Origin of the sequence: Cellulomonas wangleii (assembly GCF_018388445.1) — a bacterium.
Lineage (GTDB): Bacteria > Actinomycetota > Actinomycetes > Actinomycetales > Cellulomonadaceae > Cellulomonas > Cellulomonas wangleii.
Genome location: NZ_CP074405.1, coordinates 1,392,526 through 1,417,023, shown reverse-complemented (window position 1 = coordinate 1,417,023; position 24,498 = coordinate 1,392,526). Strand labels below are relative to the sequence as shown.

Below are 24,498 nucleotides of genomic sequence, written 5' to 3'. Positions count from 1 at the left end.
CCGGTCAGGGACCGGGCGAGGGCCCGGCACCGTCGGCGAGGTGCGTGACCGCGTCCAGCACCGCGGCGTGCAGGAGAGGGTCGCCGAGCGGGCGGAAGTGCCCGTCGAGCGGCAGGCGGACGTTGACCGCGCCCGCGAGCTCGCTGCCGCCGGGGACGTGCGGGTCGAACCGCGCGAAGATCGACCAGATCCGCGCGTGCGCCGCGACGTCCCGGGCCAGGGCGAGCAGGTGCACGTCGAGGGGCGACAGCGCCCGCACCGGACGCACCGGGAACCACCGCGCGTACACCGAGCCGGCGAACGGGGTGTTGACGGCCACCAGCCCCGCGACCCGCGGGCCGGCGTGCTCGTCGGCGAGCACCATCTTGCCGATCAGCCCGCCCTTGGAGTGCGCCACCAGCACGACGCGAGTGAGCCCCAGGGCCTCCAGCCGCTCCACCACGAGCGGCATCGAGGCCCCCAGCGGCCGCAGGTTGAGCCCGAGCGCCGGGACCGTGTGCACGGGGTGCCCCGCGGCGTGCAGGGCCCGCGCCAGCGACGTCATCACCGGCCACGTCTCGTAGATCCCGGGCAGCAGCAGGACGGGCGTGCGGTCGCCCGCCGCCAGGGAGTCCGGCAGCGGTGCGGCGAGCACCGCCCGCGCCTGCGCGCGGACGATCCACGCGTAGTCCCGGACCCAGGCCACCCCCTGGCGCAGCCGGTGCCACACCTCCGCGGCCGCCCGCCCGGCCGCCCGCAGCCGGGCCGGTCGCACCGGCACCGTCCTCGCAGCCGGCCCGTCCGTCATCGCGCGACGTGCTCCAGCACGAGGTCCGCGACCTCGTCGGCGCGGGGGTACATCGCGGCGTGCGACGCCCCGGGGACCGTCACGTGCGTGCCGCGCGGCGCCGCGGACGCGAGCCGAGCCGTCCACCCGGGCGGTGCGACCCTGTCGTGCTCGCCCCGCACGACGAGCACGGGCGCGTCGACCTGCCGGAGCCGCTCGGCGACGGGGTGCTGCAGCATGTGCCGCAGCACCGCGAGGTACCAGCGGGGTCCGCACTCGGCGTAGGTACGCGCCAGCAGCGCCTGCGCCCGCACCGGCTCGAAGACGTTGCCGGCCACCAGACGCAGCATCTGCTCGGTGGCGGTGGGGGCGTCGTCGTCGACGGTGGGGCCGACGAGCACCGCGTGGGACGCGACGGCGGGCGTCGTGGCGACCGCCTCGACCACGACCTGCGCGCCCATGGAGTGCCCGACCCAGGTGGCGCCCTCGATCCCGGTGCGCCCGGCCCAGCGCGTGACGAGCCGGGCCAGGTCCGCCACACCGACGTCGGTGCGGGGGCGCGGGACGCGCCCGAAGCCCGGCAGGTCGAGCAGGTGCACGGTCCCGGCGCGTGCGAGCCGCCGCGCGAGCGGGTCGAACGTCGCCGACGAGGCCCCCAGCCCGTGCACGAGCACGACGTCGAGCCGGTCCCGCTCCGGCAGCTCGTCCACCATCGCGTCGCGCAGCGTGCGGGTGCGCAGCGCGAGCCCGTCGATCCGCATCCTGTCGACCCGGCACGTCGTCGCCGTGGGTGCGTGGGCCCGGCCGACCGTCAGCGGCATGCGTCCTCCCGTCGTACGACGCCCGGTGCGGGCGCGCCCCGGGATCGTCGCACGCGCCGACCACCCGCGCAGGTCAGGGCGGCACCCGGCGTCAGCCCGCCGGGAGCTCCAGGACCGTCCGCGTGCCCGCCCCCGGGGCGTCCGCCACCCGCACGTCGCCGCCCAGGTCGCGCGCCACCTCGCGGGCGATCGCCAGGCCGAGGCCCGCACCACCGGCGTCACGCTCACGCGCCTCGTCGAGCCGCACGAACCGCTCGAACACCCGCTCGCGGTCGGCCGGCGCGATGCCCGTGCCGTCGTCGTCGACCAGGACACGGACGACGCCGGGGCCGGGCGCGACCGTCACGGTGACCCGGCTGCGGGCGTGCCGCACGGCGTTCGCGACGAGGTTGCGCAGCACGCGGGTGGCCCCCTCGACGGTGGCGGTCGCGGTGCCCGCCCCGTGCACGTCCACCCGGACGTCCCGCTCCCGGGCCGCGGTCGCGAGGCCCGCCGCGACGTCCGCCGCCACGGCCGCCAGGTCGACCGGCTCGCGCGGGGCGTCCGACGCACCCACGCGCGCCAGCACCAGCAGGTCGTCCACGAGCGTCTGCATCCGGGCGACCTGCGGGGTCAGGTCCGCGACGAGGTCGTCGACGGGGTACGCACCGGGGTGCGCGGCGGCGACCTCGACCGCCGCCCGCGCCGCCGCGACCGGCGAGCGCAGCTCGTGCGCCGCGTCCGCGACGAAGGTGCGCTGACGGGCGGCGGCGACCTCGAGCCGGTCGAGCATCGAGTTCAGGGTGCGCGCGAGCGCCGCGAGCTCGTCGTCGACGGGTGGGACGGGCAGGGCTCCGGGCCCGCCCGCGAGCGCGACCCGGTCGGCCGCGGCGCGCAGCTGCTCGACGGGGGCCAGGGCGCGTCCCAGCACGGTCCACAGCACCACCGCGAACCCCACGGTCAGCACCGGCACCACCAGCAGCAGCGCGACCCGCAGGGCGCGCAGCACGCCCTGGACGTCGGTCGCCGGGACGGTGGTGACGAGCGTGGCGGGCTCGCCCCGCCAGGTCACCGCCCGCACCGCCGCGCGGGCGACCTCGTCGTAGGCACCGGCGTCCGTGCCCACCACGAGCACGTCGTCGCCCGCGCGCTCGCGCCAGGCGGCGAGGGTCGCGGGGTCGACCACCGGCAGGGTGCGGGAGGCGGTCGCGGACGTCGCCAGCACACGCCCCGACGCGTCGAGCAGCTGCGCCACCTCTCCGGGCTGCCGGACGGGCAGCGCGTCCGGCACACGGTCGTCCGCGACGAGCGCGGCGAGCGTCTGCGAGCGCTCGCGGACGACGTCGTCGAGCGCGGCGGTGCGCGCGGTGCCCAGGGCTGCCGAGAGCGCCAGGGCGCCGGCGACCAGGACCACCGCGACGGCGAGCGTGGCGACGAGCGTCAGGCGCGCCCGCAGCGACAGGGCGCGACGGCGCGGCCCGCGCGGCCCGGTGCGCGACGCACCCGCCCCGGGACCGGTCACGCGCCACCGACCCGGTACCCGGCACCGCGCACCGTGGTGACCGCGTCGCGGCCGAGCTTGCGGCGCAGGTAGCCGACGTACACCTCGACGACGTTCGGGTCCTCGCCGCCGGTGTCGAACACGTGGTCGAGCAGCTCGATCTTGCCGACGACCCGGTCGGCGTGCCGCAGCAGGTACTCCAGCAGGGCCGTCTCCCGCACGGTGAGCCCGACCGGGCGGCCGTCCCGCGTGACCTCGCGCGACGCAGGGTCGAGCGTCAGCGCGCCGGCCTGCAGCACCGCCGGGCGCGGTGCGACCGGGCGGCGCACCAGCGCCCGCAGCCGGGCCACGAGCACGACGAACGAGAACGGCTTGGTGAGGTAGTCGTCGGCGCCGACGTCGAGCCCGTCCGCCACGTCGTGCTCGCCGTCCTTGGCCGAGAGCATGAGGACCGGCGTCCACACGTCCTGCGCGCGCAGCGCCGTGACGACCTCGTAGCCGTTGCGCCGGGGCAGCATCACGTCGACCACCAGCACGTCGTACGCGCCGTCGACCGCCATCGCCAGACCCGTCGCGCCGTCGTGCGCGGCGTCGACGGCGAAGCCCTCGGCCGTCAGGCCCCGGCGCAGGGCGTGCACGAGCCCCACCTCGTCGTCGACCACCAGCACCCGCACCCCGGCAGCATCCCACCCGCCGGGCTCCGACCGCGGTGCCCGCCGCGGTCGGCGTCTCAGCGTCCGCTCAGGCCGGTGCGCGCAGAGTGGTGGCATGGACACCGCACCCGCCTCCCCCGCCCGCCCGCGGCTGCGCACCGCGTGGGCCGTGCCCGCCACCGCGGTCGTGGCCGTCGCCGCGGCGTTCGCGGCGCCCCCGCTGCTCGCGTCGGCCGACTCCGCCGGCCTGCCGGAGGTCTCGGCGGCCGAGCTGCTGGACCGCGTCGCGGCCGCCGAGCCGCAGGCGCTGTCCGGCACGGTCGTGCACACCGCCCGCCTGGGCCTGCCGGAGCTGAGCCTGACGCAGGCGTCGGGCGCCGACCCCGTCAGCCTGCTCAGCGGCTCGACGACGCTGCGGGTGTGGACCGACGGCCAGGAGCGCTCGCGCGTGTCCCTGCTGGGCACCGCCTCGGAGTACTCGGTCGTGACCGACGCCACCCAGGCGTGGACGTACTCGTCGTCCGACGACGAGGTCGTGCACTACGCGCTCTCGCCGCAGGACGCCGCGCGGGCCCAGGAGCTGGCGGCCACCGCGACCCCGCCGGCCGACCTGCCCAGCCCCGACGAGCTGGGCCGCGAGGCGCTCGAGCGGGCCGAGAAGGACGCGACGGTCGGCGTGGACGCCGTCACGACCGTCGCGGGCCGCGACGCCTACCAGGTGGTCGTGACGCCGCGCAGCACCACCACCCTCGTGGCGCGGATCGTCGTGGCCGTGGACGCCGCGACGTGGACCCCGCTGCGGGTGCAGGTCTGGAGCAGCGACGAGGCCGCGACGCCGGCGCTCGAGGTCGGCTTCACCGACGTGACGTTCGCCGACCCGGGCGAGGCGGTCCTGACGTTCTCCGCGCCCCCCGGGGCCGAGGTCCGCGAGGTGACCGTCCCGCTGCCGGACGCCGCGGCGCACGCCGCGGCCGCGGACGCGGCGCAGGGCCTGCCGGCGGACCCGGAGGCGATGACGGCGCCCGAGGGCGTGCGCGTCAGCGGCAGCGGCTGGGACACGGTCGTCGAGCTCAGCGGCGTCGACGTCGCGGCGCTGCTGGCGGGCGACCCGTCCGCCCTCGGCGACGACCCGGCGGCGGACGGGCCGCTCGGCGGTGAGGGCGCGCAGGACCTGGCCGAGGACTTCATGCCCGAGGGCGACGGTGCCGGCGTCGAGCTGGACGCGGGAGCGCTGTACGACCAGCTGACCACGCCCGTCGAGGGCGGCCGGGCGCTGACCTCGACGCTGCTGTCCGTGCTGGTCCTCGACGACGGCCGCGTGCTGGTCGGGTCCGTGCCGGTGGACGTGCTGCGCGCGGCGGCGGACGCGTGACGACGCCCGCGGGGGCGACCGCCACGGCGGCCGCCCCCGCGTCGGCGCCCGTCGTGCCGCACCCTGGTGCGGTGGGTGACGACGCGGTCCGCACGCACGGCCTGACCAAGCGGTTCCGTACGGGTCAGGTCGCCGTCGACCGTGTCGACCTGCTCGTGCCGCGTGGGGCGGTCTACGGGTTCCTGGGACCCAACGGGTCGGGCAAGACCACGACGATCCGCATGCTGCTGGGCCTGGTGGCCCCCACCGCGGGCGAGGTGCACCTGCTGGGCTCACCGATGCCCCGGGACGCCGGGCGCGTGCTGCCGCGGGTGGGCGCGCTCGTCGAGGGCCCGGCGTTCCAGCCGTACCTGTCGGGGCGGGCCAACCTCGCGCGGCTGGACGCCGTCGACGCGTCGGCGGACCCGCGCACCGCCCGCGCCCGGTCCGACGCCGCGCTGGACCGCGTGGGCCTGGGCGCCGCGGCCGACAAGCGCTACCGGCAGTACTCGCTGGGCATGAAGCAGCGCCTCGGGCTCGCCGCCGCGCTGCTGCGCCCGCGTGACCTGCTGGTGCTCGACGAGCCCACCAACGGCCTGGACCCGCAGGGCACGCGGGAGGTGCGGCACCTGGTGCGCGAGCTGGCCGACGCCGGGACCACCGTGCTGGTGTCCTCGCACCTGCTCGCGGAGATCGAGCAGGTCTGCACGCACGTCGGGATCATGGGTGGCGGGCGGCTGCTGCTGCAGGGCCCGCGCGCCGACCTCACGGCACGGCGGGCCGCGCACGTCATGGTGCGCACGGCACCGGCGGACGTCGACGCGGCCGTGGTCGAGCTGCGCCGCCTCGGACTGGTCGACGTCACGGTCGAGCAGGGCGTCGTGGACGGCGGCGTCACCGTCGTCGCCTCGGACGCGGCCGACGACGGCCGCGAGCGGCCCGCACCGCAGGACGTCGCGGCGGCCCTGGTGCGCGCCGGTGTCGGCCTGCTCGCCTTCGACGTGCGCCGACCCTCGCTGGAGCAGGTGTTCGTCGAGCTGACCGGGGAGGGCTTCGATGTCGCCCGTTGAGACCGCCGCGGCGGAGCCGCGACCCGTGCCCGCCGTCCGGGAGGCCGACACGCCCAGCCGGCACCCCGGGGCGCTGGGCCGCCTGGTGCGCTCCGAGCTCCGCCTGGTGCTGCGCCGACGCCGCAACGTGGTGCTGCTCGTCGGCCTGGCGTTCGTCCCGCTGCTGCTGGGCGTCGTGCTGCGCCTGGCGCAGGACGCGGGCCTGGCCGGCCAGGGGCCCCCGTTCGTGGCCAGCGTGACGGGCAACGGGCTGTTCCTCGTCGTGGCGTCGCTGTTCCTGTGCACGCCGTTCCTGCTGCCGCTGACCATCGGCATCGCGTCGGGCGACGCGATCGCGGGCGAGGCGTCCGCCGGGACCCTGCGCTACCTGCTCGTGGTGCCCGTCGCGCGCGGGCGGCTGCTCGCCGTCAAGGCACTCGGTGCGCTCACGTTCGCCGCGGCGGCGGTGCTGGCGATCGCCGTGGTGGGGCTGGTGACCGGCGCCGTGCTGTTCGGGGTCGGCGACCTCACGCTGCTGTCCGGCGACACCGTCCCGCTCGGCGAGGGCGTGCTGCGGGTCGCGGGGGTCGTGGCGTACGTCGGGCTGTCGATGACCGGGCTCGTGGCCGTGGGCCTGTTCTTCTCCACCCTCACGGAGGTGCCGGTGGGCGCGATGGCGGCCACGGTGGTGGTGGCCGTCGTCGCCAGCGTCCTGGACCAGCTGCCGCAGGTCGCGGTGATCCACCCGGCGCTGCTGACGCACCACTGGTTCGACTTCGCCGAGATGCTGCGCATCGTCCCCTCGGTGGACGTGCTGGCGCAGGGGCTGGCCGTGCAGGCGGGCTGGGTCGTGGTGTTCGGTGCCCTGGCGTGGGCCCGGTTCACCACCGCCGACGTCACGTCCTGACCGGCGCACCGGGCGCCCGCCGGGGCGTCCCGGTGCCAGACTCGGTGCGTGAGCGTGTACGGGACGGAGCCGGTCGCGGGGCCGGAGGGGCTGACCTACGCCGCGCTGCTCGTGCGGGCGGAGCGGTCCGACGTGCTGGCGGCACTGACGCGGGAGCGGTTCTCCGGCTGGGTGGGCCCGCAGGACGACGGCTGGGTCGTGGCCGTGCCGGAGCACGCGCGCGGCCACGTCGCCGCGCACCGGCGCCGGGTCGACGACCTGGCCGCCGTCGTGGCGCAGGACCTGACCACGGTGGCGGTCGCCGTGCTCGTGCAGCGGGACCGTCTGCTGCGCCTGTGGGCGTCCGACGGCGTTGTCCCGGTCACCGACTACGTCTCCGACGCCCACGTGGCGTACCCGCACGACGACGAGGCCTACGGGACGGAGTGCCTCGAGGGGGTCCGCGGCCTGGCGACGCTCGCCGGGCACCCGGAGGCCGCCGACGACCTCACGGCGCTGCTGGCCGAGGAGCTCGGTGAGTCCGAGTCGGAGTCGGAGCGGCTGATGGCCGTGTGCCGGCTGCTCGGGTGGCCGCAGTGGCTCGTGGCCGTCGACTCGCTGCCGCGGCGCGTGCCCGGCGGCCCGGGCGCGGAGGCGTTCACGCGGCTGCGCGCAGGGCGCACCGGGGTGGGTGGCCTGCTGGCGGCGCGCGCCGCGGCGGTCGTGCGCCGGTCGGAGTAGCCGGCCGGCGCCGTCAGACGATCCGGGCCGCGTCGGGTGCGAGCCGGCGCTGCATGCCCGCGCCGAGCGCGAGGCCCGCGAGCACGCCCAGGCTGATGGCCACCATGGACACGCCCGTGGTGACGATGGTCGTGATCGCCTGGTCGGTCGAGCGCCCCAGCGCGGAGGTCACGCCGACCAGGCCGAGCGCACCGGGCACCAGCAGCCAGAACCCGGGCAGGAACGTCACGAGGAACGGCGGTCCCCCGCGCCGGGCGGCCGCGAGCATCGCGACCGGCGTCATCGCCAGCGCCCCGACGAACGACGACACGACCGCCCCGAACAGCACGCCGCCCAGCACCTGCCCGGCGTACCCGACCACCAGCACGAGCGTGATCCACGGCAACGACCCGCGGTGCGCCTCGTTGTTGGTCGTGACGCCCACGGCGTACACGAGCACCCCGAGCCAGGTCGCGACCCAGCCCAGGGGGTGGTCGGCCCCCGTGCTGCCGACGTCCGCCGCGGGCACGCCGACCAGGCCGGCGGCGGCCGTGATCCCCAGGGCCAGCAGGACCAGCTGCATGACGCCCGCCGCGAGACGGGACGACCCCGCGATCATCTGCCGCGTGGCCAGGTCGATGACCCCCGTGGTGAGCAGCGCTCCCGGCAGGAACGTCACCAGCGGCGCCACCAGCGGGGCCAGCAGCCCCACGGACCAGCCGGTGCGCACCAGCAGCAGCACCGGCACCGCGACGACGAACGCGCAGACCGCCACGATCAGCCCTTGGTAGACAGGGGGCACCCGCCGGGTCGCCGCGGTCAGCACGGCGACCACGCCCCCGAGCGCGGCCGCCACCAGGGTGTCGAGCCACCCGCCGCCGAGCACCATGGACAAGCCGGCGGCGACGGCCACGTAGCCCGCCGCGCGCCGCGCGGTCGACGTCGCCGGGTCCGAGGCCACGATCCTCTGCAGCTGCTCCAGGGCCTCGCGCGGCCGCACGTCGCCGCGCTGGGCGGAGTTGGCCAGGTCCAGCACGTCGGAGACCTGGTCGAGCCGCAGCGCGCGGCTGCCGGCCGTCGACACGGCCGTCTGCACGGTGTCGTGCTGCGGCACCGAGACGATGAGCGCCGTCGGGAACGTGACGACGGCCGCGTCGGGCAGCCCGTTGACGGCGGCCACCCGCTGGAGCGTGGAGTTGACCTGCACGATGGGCGACCCGGCGTCGATCATCGCCTCACCGAGCCGGACGAGCAGCTGCACGGTGACGTCCACGCGCGCCGAGAACGCCTCCGCCTCGGGGGTGCCCGGACCCGGGGAGCCCTCCCCCGTCGGGAGCACGAGCGTCGCGTCGGCGTCGTCACCGACCCGTGGCAGCGGCATCGTCGTCGCGGCGGTGGCGGGCCCGCCACGGCGGGCGCCCGTCACGTCGTCGGCCGTGCCACCGGCGGACGCCCCGTCACCCGCACGACGCTCGGCGACGGCCCTGCGCCACCACCACCACAGCCCGGCCGCCGCAGCCACGAGCACGACCGCGGCCAGCGCCACCACCACCCACGGCACGTTCGACTCCACGACCGCGGGGCGCGAGGAGAACGCCGGGACCTGGACGGCGGGCTCGGTCGTCGGGGTGGTCGGGACGACCGGTGCGGGAGCCGTGGGCGCGGCCGTCGGTTCGGCGGTCGGGAGCGGGGCGACGCCCTCGCCCGGCGTCGCCTCGGGCGTGGCCTCGACGGGCGGGGCCGTGGCCACCGGTGCGCTGGCCGTGGGTGTCGGCGCCGGCGCGCTCACCGTCGGCTCGGGTGCGACCGTCTCCTCCGGCTCGACGGGCAGGACGGGATCGACGGGCTCGAGCGGCTCGAGGAGCTCCAGGCCGGTGGGGAGCCCGAGACCTGTGAGGGACGTCGGCAGCACCGTCACGGCTCGACCTCGAACGTCGTCAGCCCCTGCGGTGGTGCCTCGTGGACCTCGAGGCCGGTGACCCGTGCGTGCCGCGGGCCGCGGGCCAGGAACGCCAGCATGGCGTCGACCTGCTCCGGCGCGCCCTCGACCGCGGTCTCCACGGCGCCGTCCGGGCGGTTGCGCACCCAGCCCGCGACACCGAGACGGGCGGCCTCCTGCGCGCAGGACCAGCGGAAGCCGACCCCCTGCACCACGCCGCGCACGACGACCCGTCTGTGCACCCGGTCCTCCGCTCCCCGCCCGCCCTGTGGGCAGGTTACCGACGCACCGGGGGGCGAGCACGGCGGGAGGGACGGCAGGATGGGGGTCGTGACCATCAACCCCGACCCGCCCCGGCGGCTGCGCTCGGCGCTGTTCGTCGACTTCGACAACGTGTACATCGGCCTGGCACGCCTGGACCCGCAGGCGGCGGAGGCGTTCGCCACCGACCCCGCCCACTGGCTGTCCGAGCTCAGCCAGGGCTCCGACGTCGACGGGGACCTGACGCGCCGCTTCCTGGTGCGCGCGTGCTACCTCAACCCGTCGGTGTACTCCCGGTTCCGTCCCAACTTCACGCGGGCCGGCTTCCAGGTGGTGGACTGCCCGTCGCTCACGCAGCAGGGCAAGTCCAGCGCCGACATCAACCTCGTCCTCGACGCGGTGGACGCGCTGGCGGCCACCACGCGGTACGACGAGTTCGTCATCGTCTCCGCCGACGCGGACTTCACGCCGCTCGCGCAGCGCTGCCGCGCGGACGACCGGCGCGTGACGATCATCACAGCGTCGCCCGCCGCGTCGGCGTACCGCTCGGTCGCGGACACGGTCATCGGCGCGGACGCGCTGGCCGACCTCGTCACCCAGACCGCGTCCACGCTGGACGCGGAGCCCGCCGTGGTGCCGACGCCCGCCGAGCCGGCCGCGGTCGAGCCGGCCGCCGACCCGGTCGCCGCGGCGGCGACGCCGCCCGCCGCGACCCGCGGGTCGCGCGGATCCGGCAGGTCATCCGCCAAGGAGACGCCCGACGAGCCGGCACCCGCCGCCGCACCGGCGCGCACGCCGGCCCGGGCGCGGGTCGCCGAGCGGGTCATGGACGAGGGTGAGGCGCGGGCCCGGCGGGCCGTGCGACGCGCGGTGCGCACCGCCGACGCACCGTTGCCGCTGGGCGCGGCCGCACAGGTCGCGCAGACCGCCGACCCGTCCCTCGCGACGACGCAGTGGGCCGGCGCCGGCAACTTCACGGCGTGGCTGGGGCGCGCGGTGCCGGACCTCGACGTGTCGACGCGCCCGCCGGGGCACGTGTGGGACCCGCAGCGCTTCGGCGAGGCCGACCTGCCGGGTGCGGTGGCCGACACGGCCCCCAACGAGCTGCAGCGTCAGGTCATCGCCGTCACCGACACACCGGGTCTGAGCCAGGCCCAGTACCGGGTGCTGCTCAAGACCCTCGCGTCGGACGTCGCGGCCCACCCCTTCGACCGCGTCGCCACGTCGCGCCGCGTCCACGAGGCGTGCCAGCAGTCGGGCACCAAGGTCGGCCGCTCGACCGTCAACTTCGTGATCTCGGGTGTCCTGTACACCGGGCTGTCGCTGGACGGGGACCCCGGTGCGGAGAAGGTGGCCCGGGCGTGGGCGGACAACGTCATCGGGCTGTGCCGCGGTGCGCGCATGGAGCTGACCAACGGCGACGCGGCCGCCATCCGCGCCTGGGTGGGCGGCGGTCTGGTCACCGCCTGACCCCGGACGCAGGCCGGCCCGGCCGCCACGTGGGCGACCGGGCCGGGAGGGGTGGGCGGGGTGTCAGGCGTACGAGGGGCGCTGCGTCGACCCCGCGGCGGCGGCGGCCGGGCCGCGGTAGGTGCTCGAGCCGAGCCACAGGATCCAGGTGAAGACGACGGACAGCAGCACCAGGCCGACGGTGAAGCCGGCGTCGTGGCCGAACGACTTCGACAGGTCGTGCATGATGATGATCAGCGCGACCACGTTGACGCCCGGGACCAGGAGCAGCAGGAACCACCACAGGGGCCGGCCCACGACCTGCAGCAGGACGATGGTGTTGTAGATCGGGACGAAGGCCGCCCAGCCCGGCTGGCCCGCCTTCGTGAAGATGCCCATGAGGCCGAGGCAGCCGATGACGTAGAAGACGAGGCTGAAGATCAGCGCGACGACCACGCTACCTGCGGCGGCAGCGGCCTCGGCGTCGGTGAGCGGGACCGTGAGAAATGTGGACATGGCGCGAAGGCTAGCGCCCCTGTGAGCCCGCTGTGCCCCGTTCTCACCCGTGATCGTGGGCAGGTGCCGGACCGGCTCCTCCGGTCGGCGCAACCGTCGGTCCGGCGGTGAGGAACCCGACGGTCAGCGTCGCGAGCAGGTCGGGCCGGTCCCGCGGCAGCATGTGGCCGGCCCGGGGGACGACCTCGAGCCGGGCGTCCGGCAGGGACCGCACGAGGAGCCCCGTGTGCGCGTGGTCCACGACGTCCCGTTCCCCCACGACGACCAGCGTCGGCGCCGTGACCCGCGCGAGCCCGGCGGGGTCCAGGCGGGGCTCGCAGGCCATCAGCGCGACGCGCTCCGCGAACGCCCGCAGACGCGGCACGACGCGCGCGAGCGGGCCCGCCACCGCGTGCAGGGCACGGACCCGCGCCTGCACGCGGGCGGTCAGTCCCGCGGGGAACAGGTTGGCGCCCACGACGACGAGGCGCCGCACACGGTCCGGCCGGCGCACGGCCAGCTCGAGGGCGACGTTGCCGCCGTCGGAGAACCCCAGCACGTCGGGCTGCCGCAGCCCCAGCAGGTCGAGCACCTCGGCGACGTCGTCGGCCATCCGCGCGATGCTGAGCGGCCCCGTGCCGCGCGGGCTGCGGCCGTGCGCGCGCGAGTCGATGCCCACGAGCGTGCGTCCCGCGCCGAGGGCGGGCACCATCCGGTCGAAGACGTGGTGGTCCTCACCGTTGCCGTGCAGCAGCACCAGCGGGGGGCCCGAGCCGCGCGTGACGACCCACAGCGGCCCCACCTGCCGCCCGGGCGCCGGGCACCGCACCGCGACCGTCTCGCTCACGCCCCGACCCTAGGCCCGGCGGGGAGGCGACGCCGAGGCGGGCGCAGCGGCCCCCGGGGGCCCCGGCGTGCAGTGCGCCACCGGGCGCGCCGACGCCCACGGCGACCGTGGTGCGGGCGCACCCGCCCGGAATGGGGTGCCGGCACCGGCGGTTGCCCCAGGGGTGACCGCGATCTCCGTGCTCGACCTCGTGCCCGTCCGCTCCGACCAGACCACGGCCGACGCCCTCGCCGCGACCCTCGCGCTCGCGCGCGTCGCCGACGAGGTCGGTGCCCGCCGGTACTGGCTCGCCGAGCACCACAACATGCCCGCCGTGGCCGCGACCAACGCGCCCCTGCTGATGGCTCTCGTGGCGGCCGCGACGTCCCGGGTGCGGGTCGGGTCCGGCGGCGTCATGCTGCCCAACCACTCGCCGCTGGTCGTCGCGGAGCAGGTCGCGCTCCTGGAGGCGGCGTACCCGGGCCGCGTCGACGTCGGCATCGGCCGCGCGCCCGGCGCCGACCCGGTCACCGGCCACCTGCTGCGGCGCGGCGCGACGGGCGACGGCGTGGACACGTTCGACGCGGACGTGGCGACGCTGGCGTCCCTGGTCCGGCCCGACGGCGTGGACGTGCGCGTAGGGTCGTCCACCTACCCGCTGCGCGCCACCCCCCGCGCGGTGTCGACGCCGCAGCTGTGGCTGCTGGGGTCCTCGACGTACTCGGCGCAGCTCGCCGGGCGGCTGGGGCTGCCCTACGTCTTCGCGCACCACTTCGCCGGGCGCGGCACCGCCGAGGCCGTCGCCCTGTACCGCCGGTCGTTCCAGCCCTCGCCGGAGCTCGCGGAGCCCCGCACGATCGCGGTGGCGAACGTCGCGGTGGCGGCCACCGAGGACGGGGCCCGGCGTCTGGCCCTGCCGCAGGTGCGCAGCATGTGGCGGCTGCGCTCCGGGCTCACGCTCGAGCCGCAGGAGCTCGTCGAGGACGCGGAGGCGACGCCCCTGCCCGCCGCCGCCGACGAGGGGGCGGCCGCGCTGACGTCGTCGTGGGTCGTGGGCGACCCCGACCAGGCGGCGACGCAGCTGCGCGCCCTGGCCGACGTGGTCGGCACCGACGAGATCATGCTCCAGCCGATCGCGGGGGCCACCCGCGGCACCCCCGCGGACCGCTCCCCCGCCCGGGAGCAGACGCTGCGCCTGGTCGCCGAGGCCCTGGCCTGACGGACGTCACGCGCCCGCGGCCGGTCACGCGGGCGTGCGCTCCAGGAGCGTGAGCACCTCGTGGTGCGTCGTGTGCGGGAACATGTCGAGCACCTGCGCGCGCACCAGCCGCAGCGAGGGCATGTGCGCCAGGTCGCGCGCCAGCGAGCCCGCGTGGCACGACGAGTAGAGGACCCGCGGCACCCCGCTGGCCTCCAGCCAGCGGCTCAGCGGCTCCCCGAGCCCGCGCCGCGGCGGGTTCACGACCACCAGGTCGGGCATGTCGGGCGCGGCCAGCGCGAAGGCGGTCGCGTCGCCGGCCAGGAAGCGGGTGCCGGGCAGGCCCGCGTCGCGGGCCGTCTGCTCCGCGCTCGCGACCGCCTCGGCGCTGCTCTCCACGCCGACGACGTCACGGCCGGGGCGCGCCAGGTGCAGGGCGAACCCGCCGACACCGCAGTAGAGGTCCCAGGCGGACGCGACCTCGGCCTCGTCGGCCCACGCCACCGCCTGCCGGTAGAGCGCGGCGGCGACCTCGGTGTTCGTCTGGAAGAAGCTGCGCGGCCGCAGGTGCAGGTCCAGGCCGTTGACCCGCATGCGGAGCGTCTCGCGCGGCGTGAGCAGGATCTCCCGGTCCCCCTCGAGCACGGCGGCGTGCGCCGGCTGCACGTTGACCGACGCGACGACCAGGTGCGGCAGGTCGGCCTGCAGGCCGGGCAGGTGCTTGCGGATCCGGGCCAGCGCCTCGGTGCTGCGCAGCACGAACCGCACCATGAGCTCGCCGTCGGGCGACCCGGTGACGATGACGTGCTTGAGCTCGCCGCTGCGTGACGGCACGTCGTACGGCGTGAGCCGCGCGCGGGTGACGAACGCGGCGAGCGGCGCGAACGCGGCCGAGACGGCGGGCGGGTACAGGGGGCAGCCCTGCAGGTCGACGCCGTGCCCGTGGCCGTCGAGGATGCCGAGGGTCGGCGCGTCGACCGTGCCGGCGACGACCATCTTCGCCTTGTTGCGGAAGCCGGCCTCGGCGCTGGTGACGGTCGGCAGCCACGTGACGCCGCCCGGGTCGCCCAGCACCGCCCGCACGTGCCGCTGCTGCTCGTCGACCTGCTGCTGGTACGGCTCGGCGAGGAGGGTGCACGAGCGGCACACCCCCGCGTCGAAGTACCCGCAGCGCACGGCACCAGGGTACGTGCCGCACCCCGCCGTCAGAGAGCTCGGGACGGCGGGGCGTCAGAGCTCGGCGAGGAGCGCGTCGATCTGCCCGACGGCCTCCCGCATGCCCTCGGCCATGCCCATGGCGAGGACCTGCTCGAGCGCCTCCGCGGAGGCGAAGTGCGAGGTGATGGTCATGATCGTGCCCGTGCCGCCCGGCTGCAGCTCGACCACCATGCGGGTCGTCGGCAGCGACGTGTCCGGCTCACCGTGCGCGTCGGCGAACCCGTCCTCGAGCTCGATCCGCCGCGGCTCGTCGACCGCCACGAAGGTCCACCACCCGTGCGCGGTCGTCCCGTCGGGACCGGTCATGTGGTACTTCGCGCCCCCACCGGGCCGCAGGTCGTGCTCGTCGAAGGTGGCCGGCCAGGTGGGCGGGCCCCACCAGCGCTCCAGCGTGCGCGGCTCGGCCCACAGCCGCCACGCGCGCTCGGGTGCGGCGGCGAGGTCGGCGACGACGACGAGGGTCAGGTCGGTGGTGTCGGGCGTGGTGCTCAGGACGGTCATGGCGTGCCTCCGGTCCGGGGTGCGACCCGGGCCACGGCGGCCGCGGGCTGAGGGCCGACCGCATCGGCGGCCGGGTCGTGAGCGGGGCCACGCCCCGGGTCGAGCTCCGCCAGGACGGCGGACATGCGGTCCACGCGGGCTTCCCACAGCTCCTCGAGCTGCTCGAGCAGGGCGGCCGCCCGCCGGACGGTCGCGACGTCGCCGCGGACGATCTGCTCGCGTCCGTGACGCTCCTTGACCACGAGGTGCGCCTGCGCGAGCACGCTGACGTGCTTCTGCACGGCCGCGAAGCTCATCTCGTAGCGCGCCGCCAGGGCCGAGACGGACGAGCCGTCCACGAGCACGCGACGCAGGATGTCGCGCCGCGTCGTGTCGGCCAGCGCCCGGAACAGGCGGTCCGCCGCCCGGTCCTCGTCGGTTCGTTGATCTACAACCACAAGGTTGTACGTTATGCCCGTCGACCGCCTCCCACAAGACCCCACCGCACAGCCCGATGGCGAGGGCGCCCCGGTTCCGGCGGCCCGTCGTCGACCCGCTGCACGACCGCCGGACGCCGAGGCGGCGGGTCGACGTACCCGCGGCGCACGGCACCCGGGTGCGTGCCCGGCTCAGCCGCTCGCGGTGGAGGCACGCACGACGACCCGGGGCGCGACCGTCTCGACGCCCCGCTCCGCGGCTCCCGCGATCCGGGAGAACAGCCGGGTCGCGGCCCGGCGCCCCATCGTCTCGAAGTTCATGTCGACGCTGGTCAGGGCAGGGCGCGAGCCGGCGATCATCGGCTCCCAGTTGTCGAACCCGATGACCGCGACGTCCTGCGGGACGCGCACGCCCCGCTCCCGCAGCGCGTCGAGGACGCCGCGGGCGATCATGTCCGAGCCGCACACGACGGCGTCGATGCCCGGGTCCGCGTCGAGGGCGGCACTCACCCCGGCCCGCCCCCACGCCTCGCTCCAGGAGCCGAAACGCACCGGCCCGACCTGCTCCAGCCCTGCGGCGGCGAGCGCCTGACCCACGCCCGTGGCGCGGTCCTGCGCGGCGGCGTAGGTCGGGTCGCCGGAGACGTGCGCGATGCGCCGGCGGCCCAGCGTGAGCAGGTGCTCGGCGGCCAGCCGCCCGGCCGAGACGTTGTCCGGCACGACGGACGCGTCGTCCGGGTCGTCGGAGGGCGCGTAGGCGTACACCACCGGCACCGGGACGTCGGGACCGAGCGAGGACCGGGGGTCCGTCCGCGACCCGACGATGATGAGCCCGTCGACGCGCCGGCCCAGCAGGGCGCGCAGGTGGTGCTGCTCGCGGATCGCGTCCTCGCGGGCGTCGCACAGGAAGACCGACGTGCTCCCGGCGCCGAACGCGTCCTCGGCCCCCATGAGGATCGGCAGGCTGAACCGACCCTCGAGGTCGTGCGTCAGCAGGCCGACGGTGCCGGTGCGGCCGGCGGTGATGGCGCGGGCGAGCGAGTTGGGGGTGAACGCGAGACGGTCGGCGACCTCCTGCACGCGCCGCCGCGTGTCCGGGTGGACGTCGGCCTTGCCGTTGAGCGCCTTGGACGCGGTGGCCACCGACACGCCGGCGAGCTGCGCGACGTCGCGCAGCGTGACCGGGCGCGTCCGGGTGTCGCTCGTCGCCATGGTCGATCTCCGTCCGGTGACGGGCCCCCGTCCGGGTGCCACCGGGTCAATCATGCCCGAAAACGTCACGACGTCGTGCAGGTTGACCCCGCCGCCTGGCCGCTGATAACGTCCCGAAAAGGGTTTCGGCGATTTTCGACCGACGGTTCTCGCACCGCGCCCGCCGCAGCGACGCGGCCCTCGCCGTCCTGACGTCGCTGCCGATCCTCGTCGTCTTCAGCCTCACCTACCGCCAGCTCAAGGACGGGCTCACCGTCGGCGCGGTGAAGTAGCCCCTCCTGCCACCCCCCCGTCCGGCGCCGCCGGACCGAGCACCACCGGAGCACGCCATGCCCTCGTCCGACATCCTCCGCACCGACCGCCCGAGCCGCACCCCCGACCACGGCCGCCCCGTTGCCCCGTCCCGCTCCCCCTGGCGTCCCCTGGGGCTCGACGAGGTCAGGATCACCGGAGGCTTCTGGGGGGACCTGCAGGACCTCAACGCGTCGACGATGATCGCGCACGTCGAGGGCTGGCTCGAGCGGCTGGGCTGGACGGGCAACTTCGACGCCGCGGCCGAGGGGCGGCTGCCGCTGGACCGCCGGGGCCGCGAGTTCTCGGACTCCGAGACGTACAAGCTGCTCGAGGCCATGGCCTGGGAGGTCGGCCGGACCGGGGACCCCGACCTCGACCGCCGGCTGCGCGCGCTGGCGGCCCGGGTCGCGGCCGCGCAGGAGCCCGACGGCTACATCGGCACGATGTTCGGCCGCACCGGGCAGCGTCCGCGCTGGTCGGACCTGGAGTGGGGGCACGAGCTGTACTGCATCGGCCACCTGGTCCAGGCGGGTGTCGCGCGGGCACGGACCCACGGCGACGACGAGATCGTCCGCGTCGCGGTCCGGGCCGCCGACCACGTGTGCGAGGTCTTCGGACCCGACGGGCCGCACCAGGGCGTGTGCGGGCACCCGGAGATCGAGGTCGCGCTCGTCGAGCTGTACCGGGTCACCGGGGAGCGGCGCTACCTGGACCAGGCGCGCCTGTTCGTCGAGCGACGCGGGCACGGCGCCCTCGGTGAGATCGACTTCGGGCCGACGTACTTCCAGGACGACGTGCCGGTCCGCGACGCGACCGTGCTCGCCGGGCACGCCGTGCGCGCCCTGTACCTGGCGGCCGCGGCCGTGGACCTCGCGGTCGAGGACGCCGACGACGAGCTGCTGGCCGCCGTGGCCGGGCAGGTCCGCACGACCCTGGCCCGCCGCACCTACCTGACGGGCGGGATGGGCGCGCACCACGAGGGCGAGTCGTTCGGCGCGGACTTCGAGCTGCCGTCCGACCGGGCCTACGCGGAGACGTGCGCCGGCATCGGGTCGGTCATGGTGAACCACCGGCTGCTGCTGCAGACGCAGGACGCCCTGCACGCCGACGCCGTCGAGCGCGCGCTCTACAACGTCGTCGCCACGTCCCCCGCGCAGGACGGACGGGCGTTCTACTACACGAACACCCTCCACCAGCGGACGCCGGGACGCGAGGTCGCACCCGACGACGTCAGCCCGCGGGCGGCGTCCAGCCTGCGGGCACCGTTCTTCGCGGTGTCCTGCTGCCCCACGAACGTCACCCGCACGGTCGCGTCGCTGGCGTCGTACGTGGCCACGGTCGACGACGACGGCGTGCAGCTGCACCAGTACGCACCGGCGACCCTCCGGGCCGCACTCGGTGACGGCCGCCGGGTCGAGCTCGAGGTGACGACCGCGTACCCGCACGACGGGCGCGTCGTCGTGCGCGCCCTCGCCGCACCGCAGGACGACTGGACCCTCACGCTGCGGGTGCCCGCGTGGGCCACCGGGGCGCAGGTCACGACGGCCGACGGATCGTCCCGGGCGGCCGAGCCCGGCTACGTCACCGTCGCCGGCCCGGCCGCCGGGGCGCAGGTCGTGCTGGACCTGCCGGTCGCGGCCCGCTGGACGTGGGCGGACCCGCGGGTCGACGCCGTGCGCGGCCAGGTCGCGGTCGAGCGCGGGCCGCTCGTGCTGGCCCTGGAGTCGACCGACCTCGGTCGGGACGTCGCGGCCGCCGTCGTCTCGACGCAGGAGCCCCCCGTGGAGCGGGACGGCCAGGTGCTCGTGCCCGTCGCGGTGCGCGACCTGGCGGAGCGCACCTGGCCCTTCGGCGGGGCACCCTCCCCCGCGCCCGACGACCACCGGCTGGTGCCGTTGGTCCCGTACCACGCGTGGGCCAACCGCGGTCCGTCGACGATGCGGGTGTGGCTGCCCGTGGTGTGACCGCGCGGTCCGCACCGCGCACGGCCGGGCGCGCCCCACGGGTGCCCGGCCGTGCGCGTCCGCCGGGTCACGGGTCATGCCTGCGGCACCCCGGACAACCGCCCGAAACCAGGACCGAACGGATTGTCAGGGGGACGTTGCATCACCTAAGGTCACGACCGCGGGAGCGCTCCCGCACTCGCGTGCTGCGGACGTCGCCGGCCCGCAACCACGTCGCAGGCACAGGGGGAACCACCGATGGACCGCACCGCCGCGCCCGCACCCACCCGTCCCCACCCTCCGGGGCACACCGGGGCCCGACGGGTCGCGCTCGTCACCGGCGCCACCTCGGGCATCGGCGCCGCGACGGCCCTCGAGCTGGCCTGGCGCGGGCTGCGGGTGGTCGTCCTCGGCCGTGACGTGACGCGCGGCACCGGTGTCGTCGACCGCATCCGGGCGTCCGGCGGCGAGGCAGCGCTCGTCACGACCGACCTGTGCGACGACGACGACCTCGAGCGCGCCATCGACGAGGCCACCGCCGTGTGGGGCCGGCTCGACCACGCGTTCAACAACGCCGGCGTGACCGGGCCCGGGACCGTCGCCGACGCGACGACCGAGGACTTCGACCGGGCCTTCGCGGTCAACACCCGCGCCCTGTGGCTGTGCATGCGTGCGGAGATCCGCCACATGACGCGCACGGGCGGCGGGTCCATCGTCAACAACCTCTCGGTGCACTCCGTGCGGACCGTGTTCCACGGCGTCGCCCCCTACGCGGCGTCCAAGGCCGCCGCCCTCGCCCTGACCCGGTGCGCGGCGGTGGAGCTGGCCGGCCGGGGCATCCGCGTCAACGGCGTCGCCCCGGGGCCCATCGACACCGGGCTCTTCCCCGGCGCAGGGCTGCACCCCGACGGCACCGACGCCTGGGAGCCGCTGCTGCCGATGGGTCGCGCCGGCACCACCGGTGAGGTCGCGGACGCGGTCGCGTGGCTGTTCTCGGACGAGGCGAGGTACGTGACCGGCAACGTCGTCGCGGTCGACGGCGGCTTCCTCGCCTGCTGAGGTCGGGCCCCGGTCGCGCGCCCCGGCTCCCGGCGTCCTAGCCTCGGAGGTCCCACCGGCCGAGGAGGACCCCCGTGACGACGCACCGCACCCCGACCACCCGCGCCGGCGACGGGCTCGCGCGCACGATCGGCCGGGTCGCGCTGGGCGGGTTCCTCGCCTTCGCCGGCACGGGCCACCTGACGTTCGCCCGGGAGGAGTTCGTGGCCCAGGTTCCGTCCTGGGTGCCGCTGGACACCGACCTGGTCGTCGTGGGCTCCGGCGTCGTCGAGATCGCCCTGGGCACGGCCCTGGTGGTGGCGCCGCGGCGCTACCGCCCGTGGGTGGGTGCCACCGCCGCGGCGTTCTTCGTCGCCGTCTTCCCCGGCAACGTCGCGCAGTACGTCGAGCGCAACGACGGCTTCGGCCTGGACACGGACGCCAAGCGGCTGGCGCGCCTGCCGTTCCAGGGCGTGCTCGTCCTGTGGGCGCTGTGGTCCACGGGCGCCTGGCGCGCGTGGCGGCAGCGGCGGCGCTGACGGACGAGCGGGCCCGGCTGACGAGCGGGCCCGGACGAGCACCGCCCCCGTCGCGCGGGGGCGGTGCTGACGTCGCGCCGTCGCGCCGTCAGGGCGTGGTGAGGTCGAAGCTGCGGACCGTCACCGCCCCGCCGAGCGCCGTCGTGGCGTGGTTGAAGATGCCGAACCGGTAGCCCATGAAGAACTGCCAGTCGTTGTTCAGGGTGAACGCCGGGCCCAGCGTCCGGAAGGTGCTGCCGTCGGTGCTGTAGGAGAACGTGGCCTGGCGGCCCGACCCCGGCCGGATGTCCGCCGACGCCCGCAGCCAGATCCGTCCCGCGGGCACGCTCGCGCTCGCCCGCTCGGTCCCCGTGCTGGTCGTGGCCCAGGACGAGCTCATCGCGAGCCCGTCGGTCATGACGACCCGGGAGCTGCCGTCGGCGTCGCGCACCACGCCGATCCACGCCGACGACTGCCGCAGCATCGCCAGCCCGGCCCGGTCGCCGACGCGCATCTGCGAGTGGTCGAGCTCGATGGTGGCGGTGGACGACGGCCCCTGGATCCGGTGGGTCAGGGTGTTGCGCGCCGCGTACAGGTCGTTGGTGACCGTGGCCGTCTGCAGCCGCAGCCCGTCGCCGACCGAGAACCGGCTGGTGTCGGGGTTGTGGTTCCACTCCCACCGGTGCCCCAGCGTGCTGCCGGTGAACGTGTCCCGCCCGGTCATCGGCGCGACCGTGCGCGTCGTGCTGATCGCGGGTCGCGGGTACGTCGCACCCCAGCGCCCGTCGACGGTCTGGACGCTCGGCCACCCGTCGGTCCAGGTGAGCGGCGCGAGGGTCGGCATGCGACCGCCGGGGTACGCGTCGGTGAACGCCATGTACCACCAGTCGCCGGCCTGCGTCTGCACGATGCCGCCCTGGTGCGGGACGCCGCCGCCGCTGATCGGGCCGGGCAGGTCGAGCAGCACCCGGCGCTGCTCGTACGGGCCCCACGGCGACCGGGAGCGCAGCACGTACTGGCCGTTCGCGGGCCGCGTCAGCCAGATGTAGTAGTAGCCGTCCTTCTTGTAGAACCGGGCGCCCTCGAGCGTCCCGATGTCGGACGGCGTCTGGTACACCTGCTGCGCCCGCACCTGCTGGGTCCCGTCGGCGTTGAGCTGCGCGACGCTGATGGTGCCGTTGCCGTACGCGATGTACATGGTGTCGTCGTCGTCGACGAGCAGGCCGGCGTCGTAGTAGCACTGGTTCATCCGGGCCTTCTTGGTCCACGTGCCGTCGACGGCCGAGGCCGTGTAGACGTACGTGCGGTTGAACTCCGTGCAGCCGTACCAGTAGTAGGTGCTGTTGCTCCTGCGGTAACCGAGGGTCGACGCCCAGATGCCCTTGACGTACCGGTTGCCGCCGGTGAGGTCGTACTTCGCGTCGTCGAAGTCGAGCCGTGGCACGGAGTGCCCTGCGTACTCCCAGTTCACGAGGTCGTACGAGCGCAGGACCGGGGCTCCCGGGGAGTAGTGCATGGTCGAGGCGGAGTAGTAGTACGCGTCGCCCACGCGGATGATGTCGCCGTCGGCGAAGTCCTGCCAGACGACCGGGTTGGTGAAGGTGCCGGTCACGGGGGGTGGTGTCCTCGTCGGGCTCGGGGTCGGGGCCGGGGTGGTGCTCGGGGTCGCTGTCGGCGTGGCGCCGACGGGCACCGCCTGCCACTGCTGGTTGGTGCCGCCCCAGCTGTTGTACTGGACGATCTCGGCGTTGTCCCCCGTCGCCGCGTTCTGCACCTCCAGCGCCTTGCCGGAGTTCCGGTTGACCAGCGTCACGTACCCGGTCCCGGTGTCCTGCACCCGCCACTGCTGGTTCGCTCCCCCGTGGTCGGCGTACTGCACCACGCGGGCGCCGTCGGCGGTGGACCAGCCCTGGACGTCCAGGACCTTGCCCGACAGCACGGAGCTCACGCGGTGGTAGCCGTCGCCGGCGTCGATGAAGCGCCACTGCTGGTTCGTGCCGGTGCCACGGGTCCACTGGGTCAGGCGGGCGCCGTCGGTGGTGGCGAAGTTGTAGACGTCGAGCGCCTTGCCGCTGTTGCGGTTGACCAGGACGTACGCGGTCCCGGCGTCCACGGCGGCGGCTGCGGGCAGGGCGACGAGGGACGCGCAGACGGTCGCGAGCGCCGCGAGGAGGGCTGCGGCGGCCCGCGGGCGCCGCGACGTCGGGGCAGGGGTGACACGCATCGGGGCTCCTCGGGCAGGAGGGCGGCGGACGCGCCGGAGCGCGGTGTGATCGTTCACAACCCGCCATGGACGACACCGGTGTCGTCGGGGGCTGTGTCGTCATGCTCCCGCCGGGTCAGGGCGACCACAAGGCCGACGGGACCGTCGAAGCGTTTCACCCGCGCGGCGTCCGCGTCCCGCGCGCGGGGACGGTGCGCGCCGGGCGACGCGGGGTCGAGGCCGCCGCGTCGTGCGGGAGGCTGGGTCGGTGACCGAGACGAGCCCGCTGCCGATCACCCGCTACGCGTCCGTCGTCGCGACGAACCTCGCGACGCCGTGGCCGTACCACCTGGTGCACCTGGCCACCGGACCGGACGACGTGCGCCCGCCCGCCGACCTGTACCCGGCCTTCCACACGTCCTTCGACTGGCACTCCTGCGTGCACATGCACTGGCTGGGGGTCGAGGTGCTGCGCACCGGTCACGAGGACACGGTCCTACGGGCCCGGATCGACGCGAACCTCACCGCCGAGCGCGTCGGGGGCGAGGTCGCGTACCTGCGGGCGCACCCCGCCTTCGAGCGGCCCTACGGCTGGGCGTGGGCGGCGCGCCTCGCGGCGTCCTGCCGCGCCGCGGCCGACGCGGGCGACGAGGACGCCGCACGCTGGGCCGACGCGACCGCGCCGCTGGCGGACACGGTGCTGGACCTCGCCGTTCCCTGGCTCGCCCGCATCGAGCACCCGGTGCGCCACGGCGTGCACAGCAACACCGCGTTCGGCCTGGCGCTGCTGCTCACGGCCGCCGACGACCTGGGCCGCACCGCCGCGGCCCGGGCCCTGCGGACGCACGCGCGCCGGCTGTACGGCACCGACCGGGACTGGCCCGCCCGCTGGGAGCGCAGCGGGCACGACTTCCTGTCCCCCGGCCTGGCGGAGGCGGACCTCATGGCCCGTGTGCTGCCCGCGGACGAGCTGCGCCCCTGGTTCACGGCGTTCCTGCCCCGGCCGGGCGAGGCCACGTCACCCGCACGCGTCGTCGACCCCACCGACGGCCACGCCGTCCACCTCGACGGCCTCAACCTCTCGCGCGCGGGCGCGCTCTTCCGCCTCGCCCGCGCCCTGGACGACCCGTCGCTGCGCGACGCCGGCGACCGCCTGCTCGCCGCCGGGCTCGCCTCCCTGGACAACGAGGACTTCGTCGCGACGCACTGGCTCGCGTCGTTCGCGTGGGACGCGACGACGAGCCGGTGAGCGCGGGGGCGC

The 24,498-nt window shown here is 76.0% G+C and carries 23 protein-coding genes; 10 read left to right on the top strand and 13 right to left on the bottom strand.

Going from position 1 to position 24,498, the window contains the following annotated elements; translation table 11 throughout:
• Positions 1–4 precede the first annotated feature (4 nt).
• The 4 genes from KG103_RS06560 to KG103_RS06545 form a co-directional block, all read right to left on the bottom strand.
• Positions 5–754: an esterase/lipase family protein gene (locus KG103_RS06560; protein WP_207340676.1), complete on the bottom strand. Its 750-nt coding sequence runs from the start codon at positions 752–754 to the stop codon at positions 5–7.
• 29 nt (positions 755–783) lie between these two features.
• Positions 784–1,587 carry an alpha/beta fold hydrolase gene (locus KG103_RS06555; protein WP_207340677.1) on the bottom strand — a complete coding sequence of 268 codons (804 nt, stop codon included), beginning with the start codon at positions 1,585–1,587 and terminating at the stop codon, positions 784–786.
• A gap of 91 nt (positions 1,588–1,678) precedes the next feature.
• Positions 1,679–3,088: a sensor histidine kinase gene (locus KG103_RS06550; protein ID WP_207340678.1), complete on the bottom strand. Its 1,410-nt coding sequence runs from the start codon at positions 3,086–3,088 to the stop codon at positions 1,679–1,681.
• A complete protein-coding gene (locus tag KG103_RS06545) occupies positions 3,085–3,741 on the bottom strand; it encodes a response regulator transcription factor (RefSeq protein WP_207340679.1) in 657 nt (218 codons plus the stop codon). Before KG103_RS06545 ends, KG103_RS06550 begins: the two co-directional genes overlap by 4 nt.
• A 94-nt stretch (positions 3,742–3,835) precedes the next feature.
• Here KG103_RS06545 and KG103_RS06540 point away from each other — a divergent pair, with 94 nt between their 5' ends.
• From KG103_RS06540 to KG103_RS06525, 4 genes are all read left to right on the top strand, one after another.
• A complete protein-coding gene (locus KG103_RS06540; RefSeq protein WP_207340680.1) occupies positions 3,836–5,092 on the top strand; it encodes a LolA family protein in 1,257 nt (418 codons plus the stop codon).
• 71 nt (positions 5,093–5,163) lie between these two features.
• Positions 5,164–6,141 carry an ABC transporter ATP-binding protein gene (locus tag KG103_RS06535; protein WP_249670826.1) on the top strand — a complete coding sequence of 326 codons (978 nt, stop codon included), beginning with the start codon at positions 5,164–5,166 and terminating at the stop codon, positions 6,139–6,141.
• Positions 6,128–7,027, top strand: coding sequence for an ABC transporter permease (locus tag KG103_RS06530; RefSeq protein WP_207340682.1), 900 nt, complete (start codon positions 6,128–6,130; stop codon positions 7,025–7,027). The genes KG103_RS06535 and KG103_RS06530 overlap by 14 nt, the downstream gene beginning before the upstream one ends.
• A 48-nt stretch (positions 7,028–7,075) precedes the next feature.
• Positions 7,076–7,747 carry a hypothetical protein gene (locus tag KG103_RS06525; RefSeq protein WP_207340683.1) on the top strand — a complete coding sequence of 224 codons (672 nt, stop codon included), beginning with the start codon at positions 7,076–7,078 and terminating at the stop codon, positions 7,745–7,747.
• 13 nt (positions 7,748–7,760) lie between these two features.
• Here the strand turns inward: KG103_RS06525 and KG103_RS06520 are convergent, their stop codons facing one another.
• The gene (locus KG103_RS06520) at positions 7,761–9,644 is read right to left on the bottom strand and encodes a threonine/serine exporter family protein (RefSeq protein ID WP_207340684.1); all 1,884 of its coding nucleotides are present in this window, start codon (positions 9,642–9,644) and stop codon (positions 7,761–7,763) included.
• Complete coding sequence (locus KG103_RS06515) at positions 9,641–9,907, bottom strand: acylphosphatase (RefSeq protein WP_249670825.1); 267 nt, start codon at positions 9,905–9,907, stop codon at positions 9,641–9,643. The genes KG103_RS06520 and KG103_RS06515 overlap by 4 nt, the downstream gene beginning before the upstream one ends.
• A 79-nt stretch (positions 9,908–9,986) precedes the next feature.
• Between KG103_RS06515 and KG103_RS06510 the strand changes: the two genes are divergently transcribed.
• A complete protein-coding gene (locus KG103_RS06510; RefSeq protein WP_243656365.1) occupies positions 9,987–11,396 on the top strand; it encodes an NYN domain-containing protein in 1,410 nt (469 codons plus the stop codon).
• 63 nt (positions 11,397–11,459) lie between these two features.
• Here KG103_RS06510 and KG103_RS06505 read toward each other — a convergent pair whose 3' ends face one another.
• Positions 11,460–11,891, bottom strand: a complete 432-nt coding sequence (locus KG103_RS06505) for a DUF5684 domain-containing protein (RefSeq protein ID WP_207340687.1) — start codon at positions 11,889–11,891, stop codon at positions 11,460–11,462.
• Positions 11,892–11,934: 43 nt separating this feature from the next.
• Positions 11,935–12,717 carry an alpha/beta fold hydrolase gene (locus KG103_RS06500; protein ID WP_207340688.1) on the bottom strand — a complete coding sequence of 261 codons (783 nt, stop codon included), beginning with the start codon at positions 12,715–12,717 and terminating at the stop codon, positions 11,935–11,937.
• Between the two features lie 163 nt (positions 12,718–12,880).
• Here KG103_RS06500 and KG103_RS06495 point away from each other — a divergent pair, with 163 nt between their 5' ends.
• On the top strand, positions 12,881–13,915 hold the full coding sequence (locus KG103_RS06495; RefSeq protein WP_207340689.1) for an MsnO8 family LLM class oxidoreductase: 1,035 nt from the start codon (positions 12,881–12,883) through the stop codon (positions 13,913–13,915).
• A 24-nt stretch (positions 13,916–13,939) separates the two neighbouring features.
• On the opposite strand, the gene rlmC is transcribed toward KG103_RS06495, so the two are convergent.
• The 4 genes from rlmC to KG103_RS06475 form a co-directional block, all read right to left on the bottom strand.
• Positions 13,940–15,070, bottom strand: a complete 1,131-nt coding sequence (gene rlmC / locus KG103_RS06490; RefSeq protein WP_207340690.1) for a 23S rRNA (uracil(747)-C(5))-methyltransferase RlmC — start codon at positions 15,068–15,070, stop codon at positions 13,940–13,942.
• 54 nt (positions 15,071–15,124) lie between these two features.
• A complete protein-coding gene (locus tag KG103_RS06485; RefSeq protein ID WP_207340691.1) occupies positions 15,125–15,613 on the bottom strand; it encodes an SRPBCC family protein in 489 nt (162 codons plus the stop codon).
• Complete coding sequence (locus tag KG103_RS06480) at positions 15,610–16,050, bottom strand: ArsR/SmtB family transcription factor (protein ID WP_207340692.1); 441 nt, start codon at positions 16,048–16,050, stop codon at positions 15,610–15,612. The genes KG103_RS06485 and KG103_RS06480 overlap by 4 nt, the downstream gene beginning before the upstream one ends.
• A gap of 171 nt (positions 16,051–16,221) precedes the next feature.
• Entirely contained in the window at positions 16,222–17,241 is a 1,020-nt protein-coding gene (locus tag KG103_RS06475; RefSeq protein ID WP_207340693.1) for a LacI family DNA-binding transcriptional regulator, read from the bottom strand.
• Between the two features lie 329 nt (positions 17,242–17,570).
• On the opposite strand from KG103_RS06475, the gene KG103_RS06470 reads away from it, so the two are divergent.
• From KG103_RS06470 to KG103_RS06460, 3 genes are all read left to right on the top strand, one after another.
• Positions 17,571–19,499: a glycoside hydrolase family 127 protein gene (locus KG103_RS06470; protein WP_207340694.1), complete on the top strand. Its 1,929-nt coding sequence runs from the start codon at positions 17,571–17,573 to the stop codon at positions 19,497–19,499.
• A 237-nt stretch (positions 19,500–19,736) separates the two neighbouring features.
• Positions 19,737–20,537: an SDR family NAD(P)-dependent oxidoreductase gene (locus tag KG103_RS06465; protein ID WP_207340695.1), complete on the top strand. Its 801-nt coding sequence runs from the start codon at positions 19,737–19,739 to the stop codon at positions 20,535–20,537.
• Between the two features lie 74 nt (positions 20,538–20,611).
• Complete coding sequence (locus KG103_RS06460) at positions 20,612–21,055, top strand: DoxX family protein (protein WP_207340696.1); 444 nt, start codon at positions 20,612–20,614, stop codon at positions 21,053–21,055.
• Positions 21,056–21,143: 88 nt separating this feature from the next.
• On the opposite strand, the gene KG103_RS06455 is transcribed toward KG103_RS06460, so the two are convergent.
• On the bottom strand, positions 21,144–23,258 hold the full coding sequence (locus tag KG103_RS06455; RefSeq protein WP_207340697.1) for a family 43 glycosylhydrolase: 2,115 nt from the start codon (positions 23,256–23,258) through the stop codon (positions 21,144–21,146).
• 247 nt (positions 23,259–23,505) lie between these two features.
• Between KG103_RS06455 and KG103_RS06450 the strand changes: the two genes are divergently transcribed.
• The gene (locus tag KG103_RS06450; protein WP_207340698.1) at positions 23,506–24,486 is read left to right on the top strand and encodes a DUF2891 family protein; all 981 of its coding nucleotides are present in this window, start codon (positions 23,506–23,508) and stop codon (positions 24,484–24,486) included.
• Positions 24,487–24,498 lie beyond the last annotated feature (12 nt).